This window comes from Aeromonas bestiarum, from assembly GCF_028751155.1.
GTDB classification, from domain to species: domain Bacteria; phylum Pseudomonadota; class Gammaproteobacteria; order Enterobacterales; family Aeromonadaceae; genus Aeromonas; species Aeromonas bestiarum.
The window spans coordinates 3,161,023-3,178,028 of sequence record NZ_CP064746.1 but is presented as its reverse complement, the minus strand read 5'-3'; the positions used below and the strand labels follow the sequence as shown (position 1 = coordinate 3,178,028).

Here is a 17,006-nt window from a genome sequence, read left to right as displayed (position 1 = left end):
GTGAGCGGGCCCGAAGAAGTACAAAACGCGCCACCGGGCGCGTTGTTGTGATGAGGCTGTGACTCAGGGCGCTACCGGCCACTGGTAGTCAAATACCCTGGCACGTTCCCAGGGGGCGTCCGGCAGGCTGGAGGAGAGGCCGGTATATTTGCCCACATCGTCCACCACTATGGTGGAGAGGATCGGCAGCTGGTGCTCGGTGCAGTACATGCGGATGCGTTGCAGCAGGGTGCGCAGCTCATCCTGGCTATGCTCCAGCCCGGCCTGCCTGGCCAGTTTGGAGTAACGAATGGTGGTGCGTTCCTTTGCAGACTCGACGAGGATGTCCCATAGCTGGTAGTCGCTGGTGGTCATACCCGCGGTTGCTTGGTTTGTCATAACTCTCTCCGGCGCGAAATGGTCGCTGTATCGATGCGCATCTTGGCCAGTTCACTGGCCCCTGACGTTGATCCAAAGCAAAAAGCCTGAGGTTATCCGCCAGAACGGATGGCAAAGGGATTCTAAAGGTTTGCCTTTAGTTTAAACGACCGTTTTTTGTTAAGTAGGTAGCACTTTATTCCATCAAAGGGAGGCGAAGCCACCTTTATTGACAGGGATCAAGGGGAAAGCGAGGCCCGACCACTAGATTCCGCTCCTCGATAATTTTATCAGGAGCGAATATTGGAACTCTTATTTGTCTTGCTCGTACTGATCGCCGTGGTCTACGGCATCATCAAGGATTACAACCCGCAGGCGGTGCTGGCGCTGGCGGGCATGGCCATTTTTGCGGTGGCCTACTGGTTGGGGCTGCACCCCATTCTCCCCGCGGACAAGAGCACCGGCTTCGCCCTGTTCGACCTGTTCGAGGTGTTCAAGGGGATCTTCTCCTACCGCGCGGCCGGGCTCGGCCTTACCATAATGGCGGTGGCGGGCTTTGCCACCTACATGTCCCATATCGGTGCCTCCCAGGCGCTGGTGCGGGTGGCGGTCAAACCGGTGGCGGGCATCCAGTCCAGCTACCTGATGCTTTCAATCTGCTATCTGGTGGCGGTATTCGTCTCCCTGTTCGTCACCTCCGCCACCGGCCTTGGCCTGCTGTTGATGGTCACCATGTATCCTGTGATGCGCAACCTCGGCATCAGCCCGGCCTCCGCCTGTGGCGTCATCGCCACCTCCCAGGCGTTCGAGATAGGCCCGACCCAGACCAACGCCATCTTCTCCGCCGGTCAATCGGGCATGGATCCGACCAGCTACTTCGTCGATTACCAGGTTTGGCTGGTGGCCCCCATGCTGCTGGTGACCATGGTGCTGCACTTCTTCTGGCAGCGTCACTGCGATCGCCAGGATGGCTGGGATCCGGCCCTGCATCGCGGCGAGCACGCCGAGCTGGACGAGCAGGGCACTGAGGCCGTGCAGGCGCCGACCTGGTATGCCCTGCTGCCCATCATTCCCTTCGTGCTGATGATGACCTTCTCCAAGCTGCTGGTGACCACCATCAGTGTCAGCGTGGAGGTGGCCATGCTGCTGTCGGTCTTTATCGGCATGCTGTGCGAACTGCTGCGCAGCCGCTCGCTGCGCACCGCCATGGCCGGACTGTCGAGCTTCCTCGATGGCATGGGCAAGGTGTTCGGCCCGGTCGTGGCGCTGATCGTCTGCGCCGAGCTGTTCGCCGAATCCCTCAAGGCCATAGGTGCCATCGACACCCTGCTGCACTCGGCCAGCAATGCCGGCATCGGCAGCGCGCTGATGACGCTGGTGATGGTGGCGCTGATCATGGTGGCGGCTGTCATCATGGGCTCGGGTAACGCGGCTTTCCTCAGCTTCTCGACCCTGGCGCCGGCGGTGGCGGCCAAGTTCGGGGTGCCCGCGGTGACCATGCTGCTGCCGATGCAGCTCGCCTCCAGCATTGGCCGCACCATATCCCCCATAGCGGCCGTGCTGATCGCCTGCGCGGGGATCGCCAGGGTGTCGCCCTTCGTGGTGGTCAAGCGCACCAGCGTGCCCATGGCGGGCGCCCTGGTGACGGCGCTGGGGCTCAACTATCTGCTGTTTATGTGATGGTCTGCTGTGTATGTAATGACGGGGCGGGCAGCGCGGCTGCCCGCCCTCATCCTGTTGCTGACAGGCCTTGGCCGCGAGTGGCAAGGCTTGCATGGAGAAGATGATGACAGATGTAAAGAGCCCGTTTTCCCTCGATAGCTATCTGGCCGACTTGGCCCCGCTCATCAATCTCGATTGCGGCACCCGCACCCCGGCCGGGGTGGCTCGGGTGGCCGACATCATGACCGAAAAGTATCAGGCGATCGGCTGGCAGGTGACCCGCCACCAGTTCGCTCCTGAGTGCGGCCCCTGCCTCGAGGCAACCAATGCGCCGGGCGCCGATCACTACGACGTGATGCTGTGCGGCCACATGGATACCGTCTTCCCCGAGGGGACGGCGGCCAAGCGTCCGCTGAAAGTCGAAGGCAATCAGGCCTTTGGCCCCGGCGTGTCGGACATGAAGAGCGGCCTGCTCTCTATCTGGTATGCCCTGAAAGAGATGGATCCGGCGCAACTGGCCAAACTCAAGGTGCTGGTTTGCTGCAATTGCGACGAGGAGGTGGGCTCCCCCTGGTCCAAAGATTGGCTGGTGGAGAAGGCCAAACAGAGTGGCTGCGTGCTGGTGGCCGAGGCGGCGCGCCCCGATGGCTCCCTCATCAGCGCCCGCAAGGGCAATGCCAAGTACCGCATCCGCTTCCACGGCAAGGCCTCCCACGCTGGCTCGGCGCTGAGCGAGGGGATCTCGGCCATCACAGAGCTGGCTCATTGGGTGCTGGCCATCAACGATCAGGTCAATCTTGAGACGGGCACCACAATGAACGTCGGGGTGGTGCAGGGCAGCACTGGCGTCAACGTGGTGCCGGACTTTGCCGAGGCGATCGTGGACTTGCGCTTCTGGCGCAACGAAGAGGCGGCGGCTGTGCATGAGCGGCTCGGCTTCATGGCCAACAATCCCTTCCTCGCCGGCTGCCGGGTCGAGGTGGATCGCCAGGCCTTCAAGCCGGCGATGCGCCCGAGTGGCGATACCGAAGCGCTGATGGCGCTGGTGGACGCGGCAGGCCTGGAGGAGGGGATCCCCTTCAACTGGCTGGAGGCAGGTGGCGGCTCGGATGCGAACTTCACCGCCGCGGCCGGAGTGCCGTCGCTGGATGGCTTCGGCCCCATGGGGGGTGGCTTCCACTCGGAGAGCGAATTCCTGCTGCTGGAGAGCATAGAGCCGCGCATCCGCCTGTTGCAGCGGGTGCTGACCAAGCTGGCACGCTGACATATCGAATAAAAGCAGTGCAAACGGGAGGCTCAGGCCTCCCGTTTTTTATGGAAATTGGATGGTCTGGCGCAGCCCTAACTGATTAGATGGCTAGCGCCTAACTGACTAATGCCTAACTGACTAGATGGCTCGCGCCCTCTTCTGCCAGATAGGCCAGATGATCCTGCCGTGCCACCTGCCAGCCATCGAGGTACAAGGGGGCGGCAAAGCCGGGGCCATCGGTCACCATGGTGTGGTACTCCCCCTGCTCGCCGCAGGCATCGAATCCCTGGCGCTCGGCCAGTTGCTGCAGATCGCTGAGGGTGGCCGCATTGAGCGAGCGCCCGGCCCACTCGGGAGCCAGCACCCGGGTATCGACGCAGGAGAGGTGAGCGACTATGCCGCGCGCCAGCATATCCGCCAGCAAGGTTTGGCGAGATTGCTGCCAGAGCGGGGTGTGGACGGCTAGCCCGAGCGGCTGGCTGCGCTCGCGGATCCAGTTTGGTGCGCCGCCCACGCTGTCGATATCGCCGGTCACCACCCCATCGAGCGCCCACTCCTGCTGCAAGCGGCTCAGCGCGGTTTCGTAGCTCTGCTCGAACGGCGCTTCTATGGTGACCAGCAGATGGGGCAGCCCGAGGGCCGCCGCCTGACGGCGCACCAGCGGCAAGGGGTGAGCCAGAAAGCGGGGCGCAGGGGGTGCAAAGGTGGCCAGTGCCACCACCTGATGGCCCGCATCGCGGGCATGGCAGAGGGCCAGCATGGCATCCTTGCCACCGCTCCAGAGCAGGATGACGCGAGACATGGGGAAGAGTCCTATGGTGAACGAGGGAGCATGCTACCCAGTGGCGGGGGCGCAGGTAAAGCCGTGATGTGAAATCGTAACGGGAATAGACAGGGGGAGAAAAGAGCAGGCCCCCGTGTGGGGGCCTGCCTGGCAATGGCGTGATAAATGCCGCTGCGATTAGAGCAGAATGGTGGTCAGCACATACCCCAGGGCGCAGGAGCTGCTGACCCCGATCAGCCCCGGAATGATGAAGCTGTGGTTGATGATGAACTTGCCGATGCGGGTGGTGCCGGAGCGGTCGAAACCGATACAGGCCAGATCGCTCGGGTAGGTCGGCAGCACGAAGTAGCCGTAGCTCGCCGGCAGGAAGGCGATCAGCAGCTTGGGCTCCACCCCCAGCGCCAGCCCCATGGGGGCGATGGCGGTCAGGGCGGCGGCCTGGCTGTTCACCAGCTTGGAGATAAGGAACAGCACCAGGGCGTAGGTCCAGGGCTGGGCCTGTACCACGTGAGCCAGAGTTTCTTTGAGCAGCGGCATGTGAGCCTGGAAGAAGGTCTCGCTCATCCAGGCAACCCCGAACACGGAGAAGATGGCGACCATGCCGGCCTTGAACACGGGGCCGTTGGAGATCTCGCCCGGCTTGACCTTGCAGCGCATCAGTATGATGGCGCCGGCGATCAGCATCATCATCTGGATCACCAGGTTCATGGAGAGCGGGCCCGTCTTGTCCTTGATGGTGAACACGGGGCGCAACCCTTCGTTGGCACCGAGCAATACCACGGCGGCGATGGCGGCGAAGAAGATCCAGGTCGACCAGTAGGCCTCTTTCGGGAACTTGGTGTTGAGCAGGGTTTCACCACCGCCATAGACGAAGGTGCGCTGTTCCGGATCCTTGATCTTGGCCTGGAACTCCTCGTCCTGGTCCAGATCCTTGCCGCGGCGCAGGCTCCACAGGGCCGCCATGATCACGCCGGTCAGGGAGGAGGGGATGGCGATCATCAGGATGTCGAGCAGGCCGTAAGCCTGACCTATGCCATGACCAGCCGCCAGGATGGAGACCATGGAGACCACGGCCACCGAGACCGGGGAGGCGCAGATCGCCATCTGGGAGGCAACGGACGCCACCGCCATTGGCCGCTCGGGACGTATGTTCTTCTGCAGCGCTATGTCGGCGATGATGGGGAACATGGTGTAGACCACGTGGCCAGTGCCGCACAGGAAGGTGAGGGTCCAGGTCGTGAGCGGCGCCAGGATTGTGATGTATTGCGGGTGGCGACGCAGCAGGCGCTCGGCAATCTGCATCATCAGGTTGAGGCCGCCTGCGGTCTGCAGGGTGGCGGCGCAGCCGATCACGGCGAGTATGGTCAGCATCACCTGTACCGGCGGTTCACCCGGGGTGAGACCGAACACGAAGGTCAGCAGGAACAGACCTATGCCGCTGATGAGACCCAGTCCCATGCCCCCAAACCGGGTACCCAGCAGCAAGCAGCCGAGCACCACAAAAAATTCCATCAAGATCATTCCATTACCTCGCGTGATTTAATCCATGTCAGTGTTGTGTTGGGTTCATGGACCGGGATTGTCTGTTTTTTATTTAGCCCTAAAGGGTTAGTTGGTATTGTGCCCTCCTAAAAGGGGTAAAAATTTGAGGTACTTCAATAACTCATCGCTTTTTGATTTAACTGCATAAAAACCACGTATTAACAACATTGTTATTTGTTGTGCCAATAAACGGCACCGTACGGGGCTCTATGTGCTGCAGGGGGCGAGGGGAGTGGAGTGGGTGATTAATTGTGGTGATCTGCAGGGCGGAATGGTGCTGCCCGGATAACAAAAAGCCGACCCTGAGGTCGGCTTTTTCGGCAAGTGGTAGTAATCAGAACTCGGCGGTACGCGGGGTACGCGGGAAGGGGATGACGTCACGCACGTTGCCCATACCGGTCACGTAGACCACCAGACGCTCGAAACCGAGGCCGAAACCGGCGTGCGGGACTGTGCCGAAGCGGCGCAGATCGCGATACCACCAGTAATCTTCCTTGTTCAGACCCATCTCGGCCATGCGCTGATCGAGTACCTCGAGGCGCTCTTCACGCTGGGCACCGCCGATGATCTCGCCGATCCCCGGGGCCAGTACGTCCATGGCGGCAACGGTTTTGCCGTCATCGTTGAGACGCATGTAGAAGGCCTTGATGTCTTTCGGGTAGTTCTTCACCACGACAGGAGACTTGAAGTGCTCCTCGGCCAGATAGCGCTCGTGCTCGGAGGACAAGTCGATGCCCCAGGAGACAGGGAACTCGAAGGTCTTGCCACAGTTTTTCAGCACTTCGATGGCATCTGTGTAGTCGATCTGGGCGAAGTCGGAGGAGACGAAGCGTTCCAGACGACCGATGGCATCCTTGTCGACGTGCTGGGCAAAGAACTCCAGATCGTCGCGGCGCTCGCTCAGCACGGCGTTGAAGACGTATTTGAGCATGGCTTCGGCCAGGGCGGCGTTATCGTCCAGGTTGGCGAAGGCAATTTCCGGCTCTACCATCCAGAACTCGGCCAGATGGCGGCTGGTGTTGGAGTTTTCGGCGCGGAAGGTGGGCCCGAAGGTGTAGACCTTGGAGAGGGCGCAGGCGTAGGTCTCGACGTTGAGCTGACCGGACACGGTCAGGAAGGTCTCCTTGCCGAAGAAGTCCTTGTCGTAATCGACCTTGCCGGCATCGGTGCGCGGCAGGTTTTCCAGATCCAGGGTGGAGACGCGGAACATCTCGCCGGCACCTTCGGTGTCGGAGGCGGTGATGAGCGGAGCCGCAATCCACAGGTAACCCTCTTCGTGGAAGAAGCGGTGGATGGCCTGGGCCAGGCAGTTGCGCACCCGGGTCACGGCACCGACTATGTTGGTGCGCGGACGCAGGTGGGCCTGTTCACGCAGGTACTCTATGCTGTGGCGCTTGGCGGCCATGGGGTAGGTGTCCGGATCTTCGACCCAGCCTACGACCTTGACGTCGGTGGCTTGCAGTTCGAAAGCCTGACCGTTGCCCTGGGAGGCGGCAACCACACCGGTGACTTCCACGGAGCAAGCTGTGGTCAGACGCAGCACTTCATTCTCATAATTGGCCAGGGTATTGGGGACGACGGCCTGCACCGGATGGAAACAGGAGCCATCGGATACGGCCAAAAATGAGATCCCCGCCTTGGAATCACGGCGAGTCCGGATCCACCCTTTGACTGTCTGGGTGGTGCCAACCGCATATTTACCGGTCAGCACATCTACTACGGATGCGTGCGTCATCGAAATATTGTCTCCAGCTTGTTCTTGCAGCGCTATGGGTCTTGCCCGGGCATTGATAGGCCCATCATGGCAGACTAAGCCGTCAATCTTACCCGCGCGGGTTTGATAAACAAGCAAAAATGTCGGACTCTGGAGGGGTTTTGTGCCCGGATCACCTCATGACCGGGCCACTTGGGTGAGGGATGGGCATGAAAGAGCGGCGACATGGACCTGACAGGTTGACCCGGGTGCTGCAGGGCTTGGTGATCCTCTGCTGGGGCGGCTTCATCGCCTTGCTCTCCCTCTATCACTTCGCGCGGCCACAGACGGCCTACGGTTTTCTGATCTATGGCGGGGTCAAGGTGCGCCAGAGCTGGGATCCCGTGCTGACTCCCTGGTTGGTGCACGGGCTCTGGGGTTGCTCTGTGCTGACCCTGGTGGTCTTGCTGTTCGAGCGGCAACGTTGCCGTCGTCGGGAGGATGTCGGCCTGGTGCATCTGGCCATCTTGTTGTTGATCCTCATCGCCAGCCTGTTGTTTTACTACAGGGGCTAATCTTGCTTTTTCTCGTCCCTCTCCGGGCGAGGTGCGGGGCGCTTGCCCAGCTGGCGCTCCACGCTGTCGAGCATCTGGTTGTAGGCCAGCGCGACCCGGCCTATCTCGTCCCCTTCATCCCCTTCCAGTCGATGACCGAAGTCGTGCAGATCGGTGGCCTCCTCCATGGAGCGGGTCAGCTGGTTGAGGGGGCGCACTATCCAGGTGCGGATGACCCAGAGGGTGAGCAGCAGGCCCAGCCCGAAGATGACGGTGAGGCTCAGTGCCGAGGTGAGAATGTTCTGCTCGACCCGGGTAAAGAGGGTATCGAGGGAGTAGTCAAAGCGCACCGCCCCCAGCACGGTATTTTCCGCCACCTGATGGCAGCTGGTGCAGTCGGTGCCGCGAAAATCCTTCTTGGCCAACAGCGGCCGGGTCACCACCAGTTTGCTGTGCATGCCGTCGTGCACCACCTCCAGGCTGCCTTTGCCAGCCAGCGCCAGCTCGTCGAACCTGTCTTTGGGCTGCTCGCTCTCGTGGCCGCCCCCGTACTGCTTGCTCACCGACTCGCCGCGCACTATGCGGGCATCTTCCACGTGGGCGTGATCGAGAAACTTGCTGCGCAGGGTGTCGCGGGCATCCATCTTGCCGGTCAGCATCAGCATGTTGAGACCGTCGAAATAGGCCTCGGTCTGCTCGCGACTCTGCTCCTTGATCAGGGTCAGGATGAGGTCGCGCTCGCGCACCGCCTGATAGGCTGCGGAGAAGACCAGCACCATGGAGAAGATGAACAGCAGGAAGAAGTTGATTTTGGCAGCAATGGAGAGGCGCATGGGAAAGGTACGTCTGTTGGGTAAAACCCGCGCAGTCTACTCGCCCCGGCGGTCCGGGTCTGGTGCCTCGCTCACATTCTGATGAAAAAGAGTCAAAAGGCCCTGCATTCTCATGCAGGGCCTTTTCATTCAGGCTCAGAATTCGCCGCTGGCGATGGCCTCATTGATGGCGCCGGTCAATACCCTCAGCTCCTCGGGGGTGATGACGAAGGGGGGCATCAGGTAGACAAGCTTGCCAAACGGCCGGATCCAGGCCCCAAGCGATACGAACTTGCGCTGGATGCGCGCCACGTCCACCCGTTCCTTCATCTCCACCACGCCGATGGCGCCGAGCACCCGCACATCGGCCACCGCCGGGTTGAGGGTCAGTTCCACCAGCTCGGTACGCAGCTGGTGTTCGATGGCCTGCACCCGTTCCTGCCACGGGGAGGCGAGCAGCAGATCGATGGAGGCGTTGGCGACCGCACATGCCAATGGGTTGCCCATGAAGGTGGGGCCATGCATAAAGACGCCGGCCTTGCCGTCGCAGATGGTGCGGGCAACCTGCTCGGTAGTCAGGGTCGCCGAGAGCGTCAGATAGCCGCCGGTGAGCGCCTTGCCCAGACACATGATGTCGGGACTGATCCCCGCCCAGTCACAGGCAAACAGCTGACCGGTGCGACCAAAGCCGGTGGCGATCTCGTCGGCAATCAAGAGCACGCCGAACTCGTCGCACAGGGCGCGCACCCACTGCAGGTAGCGGGGATGGTAGAAGCGCATGCCGCCGGCGCCCTGCACTATGGGTTCGAGCACGATGGCGGCTATTTCCTCGTGATGGTCCGCCACCAGGGTGGCGAGCTCCACCACGCTCTGCTCGTCCCACTCTGCGTGGAAGCGGCAGCTGGGGGCCGGGGCGAAATGGTGTTCCGGCAGGAAGCCTTTATAGAGCTCGTGCATGCCGCCATCCGGGTCGCAGACGCTCATGGCGCCGAAGGTGTCGCCGTGATAGCCGCCGCGCAGGGTGAGGAACTTGGCTCTGGGGGTGCCCTTGGCGTGCCAGTATTGCTGGGCCATCTTGAGCGCCACCTCCACCGCCACCGAGCCGGAATCGGCAAGGAAGACTCGGTCCAGGCCGGCCGGGGTGATCTCCACCAGCTTGCGACACAGCTCGACGGCCGGGGCATGGGTCAGGCCGCCGAACATCACGTGGGACATCTTGCCGAGCTGGGCGGTGGCGGCCGCGTCCAGTTCCGGCACCTGATAGCCGTGGACGCAGGCCCACCAGGAGCTCATGCCATCCACCAGTTCGCGGCCATCGCTGAGGGTGATTTTTACCCCTTTGGCGCTGGCCACTTCATAGCAGGGCAGGGGGTGGGTGAGGGAGGTATAGGGGTGCCAGACGTGGTGCAGGTCGAATTCTTGATTGGTCATTATATGTTCTGTTGTCAATTTGTTTGATCTGGTCGGTGTTGACAGTCTACGCGCGCTCTCTACACTAGCCAACAATTTCAGCCACTTGGCTCTGCCCATTGAGAAGGTGCAGGCACAGCGGCGGTTTCTGTGTTCGCTCATCCGGGATGGCCGGCGCAGGATCCCACTTATAACAATCGGAAGCCATGTATGAATGCTCTCACCCTGGGCGGCCACGCCCTTCGTCACGACTGGACCCTGTCCGAGGTTCAGGCCCTGTTTGCCCTGCCATTCAACGATCTGCTGTTCCAGGCCCAGACGGTACACCGCGCCCATTTCGATCCCAACGAGGTGCAGGTGAGCACCCTGCTCTCCATCAAGACAGGCGCCTGCCCGGAGGATTGCAAGTATTGCCCCCAGAGCGCCCGTTATCACACCGGGCTCGAGACAGAGCGGCTGATGGAGGTGGAGAAGGTGCTGGAACGGGCCCGCGAGGCCAGGGCCAACGGTTCGTCCCGCTTCTGCATGGGGGCCGCCTGGCGCAACCCCAAGGAGCGGGACATGCCCTACATACTGCGGATGATCGAGGAGGTGCGCGGGCTCGGCATGGAGACCTGCATGACCCTAGGGATGCTGACCGCCGATCAGGCGGCGCGGCTGGGGGCAGCAGGCCTTGACTACTACAACCACAACCTCGACACCTCGCCGGAGTTCTACGGCGAGATCATCTCCACCCGCACCTATCAGGACAGACTCGATACCCTGGAACACGTGCGCGGCGCCGGCATGAAGGTCTGCTCCGGCGGTATCGTCGGCATGGGTGAACAGCCGAAAGACCGGGCGGGCCTCTTGATGGCGCTGGCCAACCTGCCGCGTCACCCGGAGAGCGTGCCCATCAACATGCTGGTCAAGGTGAAGGGGACGCCGCTGGAAAACGAAGAGAATCTCGACTCGTTCGAATTTATCCGCACCATAGCCGTGGCGCGCATCATGATGCCCATCTCCCATGTGCGCCTCTCCGCCGGGCGGGAGAAGATGAACGAGCAGATGCAGGCCATGTGCTTTATGGCCGGGGCCAACTCCATCTTCTACGGCTGCAAGCTGCTGACCACGCCGAACCCCGACGAGAACAGCGACATGCAATTGTTCAAGCGGCTCGGCATCCGTCCCGCCCAGCGGGCCCAGAAGCCGGATCAGGTTCAAGAAGAGGAGCTGCTGGCCGAGGTGAGCCGCCAGAGCGAGCCGGATGAGATGTTTTACGATGCCACCCGTCCCCGTGCAGGCGTAGCGCGTCCATGAAGAGCCCTGTGGTAACGGGTCCCTTTGCGCTGGGTGAGGCGCTGGCCGGGCGCGAGCAGGCCGCCTTGCTGCGCCGCCGCACCGCCACAGATGGCCGCACGGGAGCCAGGCTGGTGGTCGATGGGCGCGACTACCTCAACCTCTCCGCCAACGACTATCTGGGGCTGGCGGATCATCCCGCCATCAAGGCCGCCTTCAAGGAGGGGATTGACCGATATGGAACGGGCTCCGGCGCCTCGCCGCTGGTGACCGGTTACAGCCGCGCCCACCAGCAGTTGGAAGAGACGCTTGCTGACTGGTTGGGAGTGGAGGCTGTGCTGCTGTTCAACTGCGGTTTCTCCGCCAATCAGGCTGTGCTCAAAGCCTTGCTCGGCAAGGATCACCTGCTGTGGCAGGACAAACTCAACCACGCCTCCTTGCAGGAGATGGGCAGCCAGCTGCCCTGCAAGATGAAGCGTTTCGGCCACAACGATATGGCCTCTCTCGGGCGTCAACTCGAACCAAATCGGGGCTTGATCGTCTCGGAAGGGGTGTTCAGCATGGACGGGGATCAGGCCCCTTGGGCTGAACTTGCGGCATTGGCTGCCCGGAGCGGCAACTGGCTGATGATCGACGATGCCCACGGTCTCGGCGTGCTGGGGTCAGAGGGGCGCGGCACCCTGGCGGCGCAGGGCGTTGACCCGGCTTGCGTCCACATCCAGATGGGCACCTTTGGCAAGGCGCTCGGGGTGGCCGGGGCCTTCGTCGGCGGCAGCCGCGAGCTGGTGGACTATCTGGTCAACTTCGCTCGCCACTACGTCTACAGTACCCATATGCCCGCCGCCCAGGCTTGCGCCGTGAGCAAAAGCATCGAGCTGGTACGCGGCGCCGACGGCGCCCGAGTCCGCTTGCAGCAGCTGATAGCCCGCTTTCGGCAGGGTGCCGCCGCCCTTGGCTGGCAGCTTGGGGCGAGCGACACCCCCATACAGCCGCTGCTGGTGGGGGAGAGCGCGGCGGCCTTGCAACTGGCACAGCGGCTGCGCGATAGCGGCGTCTGGGTCAGCGCCATTCGCCCGCCCACTGTGCCGGCGGGCACGGCGCGGCTGCGCATCACCCTGAGCGCGGCCCACAGTGAACAGGATGTGGATCGCCTGCTCTATGCCCTCGGCCCTTGCACCCTGTCGGCCAGCGGGGATCAGGATGCCGCAGACCCGAGAGGTGCTCGCCATGCATGAGCGTTTTCAGTCGGTCGACAAGGCCCAGCTCGCCCGCCGTTTCGGGGCGGCCGCCCGCCACTATGACGCCCACGCCCGCTTCCAGCAGGAGGTGGGGCTGGCGCTGCTCGAGCGGATGCCGGACAGGCAGGTTGGCCTTGAGCTGACGGTGAGCGGGCTGGATCTGGGCTGCGGCACAGGTTTCTTCCTGCCGCACCTGGCGGGCCGTTGTCACCGGCTGCACGGGCTGGATCTCGCCCCCGGCATGCTGGCGCAGGCGGCCCTGCGCGGCAGCGGCGCTCAACTGGTGTGCGGCGATGCGGAGCAGTTGCCCTTTGCCGATCAGAGTCTGGACTGGGTCTTCTCCAGCCTGGCCTTGCAGTGGTGCGAGCGCCCGGCGCAGGCTTTTGCCGAGCTGCATCGGGTGCTCAAACCCGGCGGCCGGCTGCTGTTCTCGACCCTGCTCTCGGATTCGCTCTGGCAATTGCGTGAGGCCTGGCGCATGGTTGACGACAGTCCCCATGTCAATCGCTTCCTCAGCCTGCCACAATTGCAGAATGCCATGGCAGCAGGGGGCTTCAGCGCCCCTCGCCTCGAGAGCCTGACCTGGTCGCTCGCCTATCCCGAACTGAGTGGTCTGCTGCGCGATCTCAAGGGGATAGGGGCCAGCCAGATCAATGACGAGCGTCAGCCTGGCCTCAGCAGCCGGCAGCGCTTGCAGCGCCTGAGCCTGGCTTATGAAGCCCATCGCCAGCCGGACGGCAGGCTGACCGCCAGTTACCAGGTCTGTCTGGGGCAAGCGAGCCGCCGATAAACCGGTCCGAGGTTGAGCAGGCGGTGGATCTGCCGCTTTGCCTGACAGAGTTGATACGCAGGTGATCTGTCCCCACATGCGGATAGGCACCTGATTTGCGTTGAGGAGTCATCATGGTTAAATCCTTCTTTATCACGGGCACGGACACAGATGTGGGCAAGACACTGGTCGCCCGCACCCTGTTGCTGGAATTTGCCGCCCACGGCATCCAGTGCGCCGGTTACAAGCCGGTCTCAGCCGGTTGTGCCCGCACCCCGGATGGGCTGCGCAACCTGGACGCAGTGCTGTTGCAGGAGGCCGCGAGCCTGCCTCTGCCCTACGATCTGGTCAATCCGTTCGCCTTCGAACCACCCATCGCGCCCCATATCGCCGCCAGCGAGGCCCGTGAGGCCATCACGCTGACGGGCTTGTCCGATGGCTTGCGCCAGATAGAGCAGGCGGGGGCCGAGCTGGTGGTGGTGGAGGGAGCCGGGGGCTGGTTTTTGCCGCTGGATCGCAAGCACCTGTTGTCGGACTGGGTCAAGCAGGAGAACATGCCGGTGATCATGGTGGTGGGGGCCAAGCTGGGTTGCCTCAACCATGCGCTGCTCACCTTCGCCGCCATTCGCAATGACAACCTGCCGGTGGCGGGCTGGGTCATCAATCGGCTGCACGGCTCCATGAGTCACTACCAGGAGAACCTGGACACCTTGCGGGGCTTGCTGCCCGCCCCGTTTTTGGGTGAAATACCCTTTGTAAACAATCCGCTCGAGGCCGATCTGCGCGGGCGTCTCGACATTTCGCCCCTGCTCTGAGGCCGACATTCAGCGAACATTCATCGAATCTATCTATTATGTGGGCAGGTGTGGTCCCGGCCGGCAGTGACGCTGTGCGGGGCCACGCATCCATATCTCACAAGGAGTCAATATGAAGCGAATTATGCTATTCCTGGTGACCAACCTGGCCGTCATGCTGGTGCTGGGGGTGGTACTCAATATCCTGTTCTCGGTTCTGGGGATCAACAAGTCCAGCATTTCCGGTCTGTTGGTGTTCTGTGCCGTGTTCGGTTTTGGGGGTTCCTTTATCTCCTTGCTGATGTCCAAGTGGATGGCCAAGCGCAGCTATGGCGTCCAGGTCATCGAGCAACCCCGCAACGAGACCGAGCACTGGCTGGTCAGTACCGTGGCCCGTCAGGCCCGTGAAGCGGGCATCAAGATGCCGGAAGTGGGGATCTACGACTCCCCCGAGATGAATGCGTTCGCCACCGGTGCCCGCCGCGACGATTCGCTGGTCGCCGTCTCCTCCGGCCTGCTCTACAGCATGAGCCGGGACGAGGCGGAAGCCGTGCTGGCCCACGAGGTGAGCCACGTGGCCAACGGCGACATGGTGACCCTTACCCTGATCCAGGGGGTGGTGAACACCTTCGTGATGTTCTTCGCCCGCATCGTGGCCGGCGTCATCAGCAACTTCTTCAGCTCCAACAATAGCGAAGAGAGCAGCAGCTCGGGTGGCTTTGCCTACATGATCACCGTGTTCGTGCTGGAGATGCTGTTCGGCGTGCTGGCCTCCATGATCGTCATGTGGTTCAGCCGCCAGCGTGAGTTTCGCGCCGACGCCGGTGCCGCCAAGCTGGCCGGCCGCGACAAGATGATTGCCGCGCTGCAGCGCCTCTCCCGCGGTGCCGAGCCGCAGATGGAAGGTGCCATGATGGCCTTTGGCATCAACGGCAAGCGCTCCGTGAGCGAGCTGTTTATGAGCCACCCGCCCATCGAGCAGCGCATCGCCGCCCTGCGCGGTTGAGTGTGATGCCAGGGTGACACACCCGCATAAAAAACGGCTGCCTTTGGGCAGCCGTTTTGCTTTGTGCCATAGGATCACAGCTTGAAGTGGCCCATCTCCTGGCGCAGCAGCCGTGACAGCTGCTTGAGCTTGGCGGCCTCCTGGGAGACGTGACGGGCCGCGTCCCCCGACTGCTCTGAGAGGGAGGTGATGTTGCCGACGGTGGAGACCACCTCGTTGGCGGCGGTGGACTGCTCGCGCAGGGTGTGGCTTATCTCCCCCATCAGGCCGGTCAGGTTGGAGGCATGGCTCTTGATGCTGGCGATGGCCTCGCCGGTCTGGTTGGCCAGGCTCACCCCGCGGGAGACGTTGTTGACCGTGTTCTCCATGCTGCGGATGGAGGCATCTGCCCCGCTCTGGATCTTGCTGATCATGCCGGTGATCTGCTGGGTCGAGGCCGCCGAACGGCTGGCGAGGTTGCGTACCTCGTCGGCCACCACGGCGAAGCCGCGTCCCTGCTCACCGGCCCGCGCCGCCTCTATGGCCGCGTTGAGGGCCAGCAGGTTGGTCTGATCGGCGATGCCGCGGATCACCTCTATGATGTCCGAGATCTGCTGGGTGTGGCTGTTGAGCTCGGAGAGGCTGCTGGCCGCGTTGGATACGGTGTCCGAGATGCTCTGTATGCTGTCCAGAGTCTGCTTGATGACGCCGGATCCCTCTTCCAGGGTATTGGCGGAAACCTTGCTCAACTCGTCGGCATGGGTGGCGTTGTCGGAGAGGTGGCTGATGCTCACCACCAGCTCCTCGATGGCCGCCGCCATGGTCTGGGTGCTGGTCTGCTGGGACGTGGCAAACTGGGCGGTCTGCTCCGCTATCTGGGCTATGCTGTCGGCCGATCCCGACAGTTCCTCGGTGGAGTGGGAGACCTGGGCAATGATCCCCTTGAGGGTGGATTGCATGGTGGCCAGCAGGCCGATCAGGCTCTCCTTGGCGCCGCTCGGCACATGGATCTGGCGCGAGAAATCCCCCTGCGCCAGGCTGCCGAGATCGCTCCTGAGCTGGCTGACCGAGGTGCCGACCAGATCGAGCAGGGCCTTGTAGGTGCGCCACAGGAAGAACATCAACACCAGACCCAGGGCGATGAAGAGGTAACGCAGCATGGAGGACTGGCTGGTGGCGTCGTCCACCGCCTGTTGGGTACGGTTCTCCATCATGACGTAGAAATCATCTATGGGGGACATGATGCGCCCCTTGTTCTGGTGATAGGCCTTGTCATGCATCATGGCGATGGCCTTTTGCTGGTTGGCTGCCTGATCACCGTCCGTCTGCTGCACCAGCTTGAAGGCCGCCACCTCTGTGTTGACCAGGGCATCCGAGTTGTTCTTGGCCTCGTTGAGCTTGGCCAGCTCTCCGTCGGTGAAGCCGGCGTCCTTCATCAGATCGATGAGGCCGCGGCGAAGATTGCCGTCGGGTCTCGGATTCTGGCCGTTGGCGGCGACGAAGTCCCAGTAGATGCGGTTGTAGCCCTGTGGCCGGTTCTGTTCACCGTTGCGAATGGCCAGGATCCGCATGTATTGCTGTTCGTAGGCGGGATCCTTGGTGATCACATAGGTGCGACCGAGCCGGGTCAGATCGTCGGAGGATTGCCGCAGTTCATCGGCCAGCAGATAGGATTGGTAGCGTTGCTGATAACTCTGTTCGAGTCGCGTCCCTGACCAGCTGTAGGCAAAAAACACCAGCGACAGCAGGATCAGGGTGACAACGGAGAGCAGGAGGTTGAACTGAAAGGTGGGTCTGTTCTGTTCCATGGTTTGAGCGTCCTTATTCTCACCAGAGCAACCCCCTTTGTCACACGGCGAAGGCCGGTACTTCTGTGGGG

General features: G+C 62.4%; 15 protein-coding genes. 8 read left to right on the top strand and 7 right to left on the bottom strand.

Translation table 11 applies throughout. From position 1 onward, the window contains the following. Positions 1-63 precede the first annotated feature (63 nt). Positions 64-378, bottom strand: coding sequence for a hypothetical protein (locus tag IU367_RS14660; RefSeq protein ID WP_274452278.1), 315 nt, complete (start codon positions 376-378; stop codon positions 64-66). Between the two features lie 282 nt (positions 379-660). Between IU367_RS14660 and dcuC the strand changes: the two genes are divergently transcribed. After that, positions 661-2,037 carry a C4-dicarboxylate transporter DcuC gene (gene dcuC, locus IU367_RS14655; RefSeq protein ID WP_274452277.1) on the top strand — a complete coding sequence of 459 codons (1,377 nt, stop codon included), beginning with the start codon at positions 661-663 and terminating at the stop codon, positions 2,035-2,037. Positions 2,038-2,143: 106 nt separating this feature from the next. Beyond that, positions 2,144-3,283, top strand: a complete 1,140-nt coding sequence (locus tag IU367_RS14650; RefSeq protein ID WP_274452276.1) for a M20 family metallopeptidase — start codon at positions 2,144-2,146, stop codon at positions 3,281-3,283. A 115-nt stretch (positions 3,284-3,398) separates the two neighbouring features. Here IU367_RS14650 and IU367_RS14645 read toward each other — a convergent pair whose 3' ends face one another. The 3 genes from IU367_RS14645 to asnS form a co-directional block, all read right to left on the bottom strand. After that, the gene (locus tag IU367_RS14645; protein WP_274452275.1) at positions 3,399-4,070 is read right to left on the bottom strand and encodes an adenine nucleotide alpha hydrolase; all 672 of its coding nucleotides are present in this window, start codon (positions 4,068-4,070) and stop codon (positions 3,399-3,401) included. A 159-nt stretch (positions 4,071-4,229) separates the two neighbouring features. Further along, positions 4,230-5,573: an anaerobic C4-dicarboxylate transporter gene (locus IU367_RS14640; protein WP_043140950.1), complete on the bottom strand. Its 1,344-nt coding sequence runs from the start codon at positions 5,571-5,573 to the stop codon at positions 4,230-4,232. A 355-nt stretch (positions 5,574-5,928) separates the two neighbouring features. Beyond that, entirely contained in the window at positions 5,929-7,329 is a 1,401-nt protein-coding gene (gene asnS, locus IU367_RS14635) for an asparagine--tRNA ligase (RefSeq protein ID WP_043557632.1), read from the bottom strand. A 188-nt stretch (positions 7,330-7,517) separates the two neighbouring features. Between asnS and IU367_RS14630 the strand changes: the two genes are divergently transcribed. After that, positions 7,518-7,862 carry a hypothetical protein gene (locus tag IU367_RS14630; protein WP_241278321.1) on the top strand — a complete coding sequence of 115 codons (345 nt, stop codon included), beginning with the start codon at positions 7,518-7,520 and terminating at the stop codon, positions 7,860-7,862. Here IU367_RS14630 and IU367_RS14625 read toward each other — a convergent pair. Next, positions 7,859-8,674, bottom strand: coding sequence for a HAMP domain-containing protein (locus IU367_RS14625; RefSeq protein ID WP_274452273.1), 816 nt, complete (start codon positions 8,672-8,674; stop codon positions 7,859-7,861). The two genes, IU367_RS14630 and IU367_RS14625, sit on opposite strands and share 4 nt — an antisense overlap. 135 nt (positions 8,675-8,809) lie before the next feature. Continuing rightward, the gene (bioA, locus tag IU367_RS14620; RefSeq protein WP_274452272.1) at positions 8,810-10,084 is read right to left on the bottom strand and encodes an adenosylmethionine--8-amino-7-oxononanoate transaminase; all 1,275 of its coding nucleotides are present in this window, start codon (positions 10,082-10,084) and stop codon (positions 8,810-8,812) included. Positions 10,085-10,273: 189 nt separating this feature from the next. Between bioA and bioB the strand changes: the two genes are divergently transcribed. From bioB to htpX, 5 genes are all read left to right on the top strand, one after another. After that, positions 10,274-11,362 (top strand): biotin synthase BioB, encoded by a 1,089-nt coding sequence (gene bioB / locus IU367_RS14615; RefSeq protein ID WP_274452271.1) that lies wholly within the window; start codon positions 10,274-10,276, stop codon positions 11,360-11,362. Then, entirely contained in the window at positions 11,359-12,576 is a 1,218-nt protein-coding gene (gene bioF / locus IU367_RS14610; RefSeq protein ID WP_274452270.1) for an 8-amino-7-oxononanoate synthase, read from the top strand. The genes bioB and bioF overlap by 4 nt, the downstream gene beginning before the upstream one ends. Further along, positions 12,569-13,369, top strand: a complete 801-nt coding sequence (bioC, locus tag IU367_RS14605; RefSeq protein WP_274452269.1) for a malonyl-ACP O-methyltransferase BioC — start codon at positions 12,569-12,571, stop codon at positions 13,367-13,369. Before bioF ends, bioC begins: the two co-directional genes overlap by 8 nt. 113 nt (positions 13,370-13,482) lie before the next feature. Next, positions 13,483-14,163, top strand: a complete 681-nt coding sequence (gene bioD, locus IU367_RS14600) for a dethiobiotin synthase (protein WP_241278316.1) — start codon at positions 13,483-13,485, stop codon at positions 14,161-14,163. A gap of 112 nt (positions 14,164-14,275) precedes the next feature. Further along, positions 14,276-15,148 carry a protease HtpX gene (gene htpX, locus IU367_RS14595; RefSeq protein ID WP_042651327.1) on the top strand — a complete coding sequence of 291 codons (873 nt, stop codon included), beginning with the start codon at positions 14,276-14,278 and terminating at the stop codon, positions 15,146-15,148. A 74-nt stretch (positions 15,149-15,222) separates the two neighbouring features. On the opposite strand, the gene IU367_RS14590 is transcribed toward htpX, so the two are convergent. Next, positions 15,223-16,935 carry a methyl-accepting chemotaxis protein gene (locus IU367_RS14590; protein ID WP_043557636.1) on the bottom strand — a complete coding sequence of 571 codons (1,713 nt, stop codon included), beginning with the start codon at positions 16,933-16,935 and terminating at the stop codon, positions 15,223-15,225. Positions 16,936-17,006: the final 71 nt, after the last annotated feature.

Bases quoted from the DNA above. Each gene is read 5' to 3' on its own strand.
- IU367_RS14660 (WP_274452278.1), bottom strand. From the start codon at position 378: ATGACAAACCAAGCAACCGCGGGTATGACCACCAGCGACTACCAGCTA.
- IU367_RS14650 (WP_274452276.1), top strand. From the start codon at position 2,144: ATGACAGATGTAAAGAGCCCGTTTTCCCTCGATAGCTATCTGGCCGAC.
- IU367_RS14645 (WP_274452275.1), bottom strand. From the start codon at position 4,070: ATGTCTCGCGTCATCCTGCTCTGGAGCGGTGGCAAGGATGCCATGCTG.
- IU367_RS14640 (WP_043140950.1), bottom strand. From the start codon at position 5,573: ATGATCTTGATGGAATTTTTTGTGGTGCTCGGCTGCTTGCTGCTGGGT.
- asnS (WP_043557632.1), bottom strand. From the start codon at position 7,329: ATGACGCACGCATCCGTAGTAGATGTGCTGACCGGTAAATATGCGGTT.
- IU367_RS14630 (WP_241278321.1), top strand. From the start codon at position 7,518: ATGAAAGAGCGGCGACATGGACCTGACAGGTTGACCCGGGTGCTGCAG.
- IU367_RS14625 (WP_274452273.1), bottom strand. From the start codon at position 8,674: ATGCGCCTCTCCATTGCTGCCAAAATCAACTTCTTCCTGCTGTTCATC.
- bioA (WP_274452272.1), bottom strand. From the start codon at position 10,084: ATGACCAATCAAGAATTCGACCTGCACCACGTCTGGCACCCCTATACC.
- bioB (WP_274452271.1), top strand. From the start codon at position 10,274: ATGAATGCTCTCACCCTGGGCGGCCACGCCCTTCGTCACGACTGGACC.
- bioF (WP_274452270.1), top strand. From the start codon at position 11,359: ATGAAGAGCCCTGTGGTAACGGGTCCCTTTGCGCTGGGTGAGGCGCTG.
- bioC (WP_274452269.1), top strand. From the start codon at position 12,569: ATGCATGAGCGTTTTCAGTCGGTCGACAAGGCCCAGCTCGCCCGCCGT.
- bioD (WP_241278316.1), top strand. From the start codon at position 13,483: ATGGTTAAATCCTTCTTTATCACGGGCACGGACACAGATGTGGGCAAG.
- htpX (WP_042651327.1), top strand. From the start codon at position 14,276: ATGAAGCGAATTATGCTATTCCTGGTGACCAACCTGGCCGTCATGCTG.
- IU367_RS14590 (WP_043557636.1), bottom strand. From the start codon at position 16,935: ATGGAACAGAACAGACCCACCTTTCAGTTCAACCTCCTGCTCTCCGTT.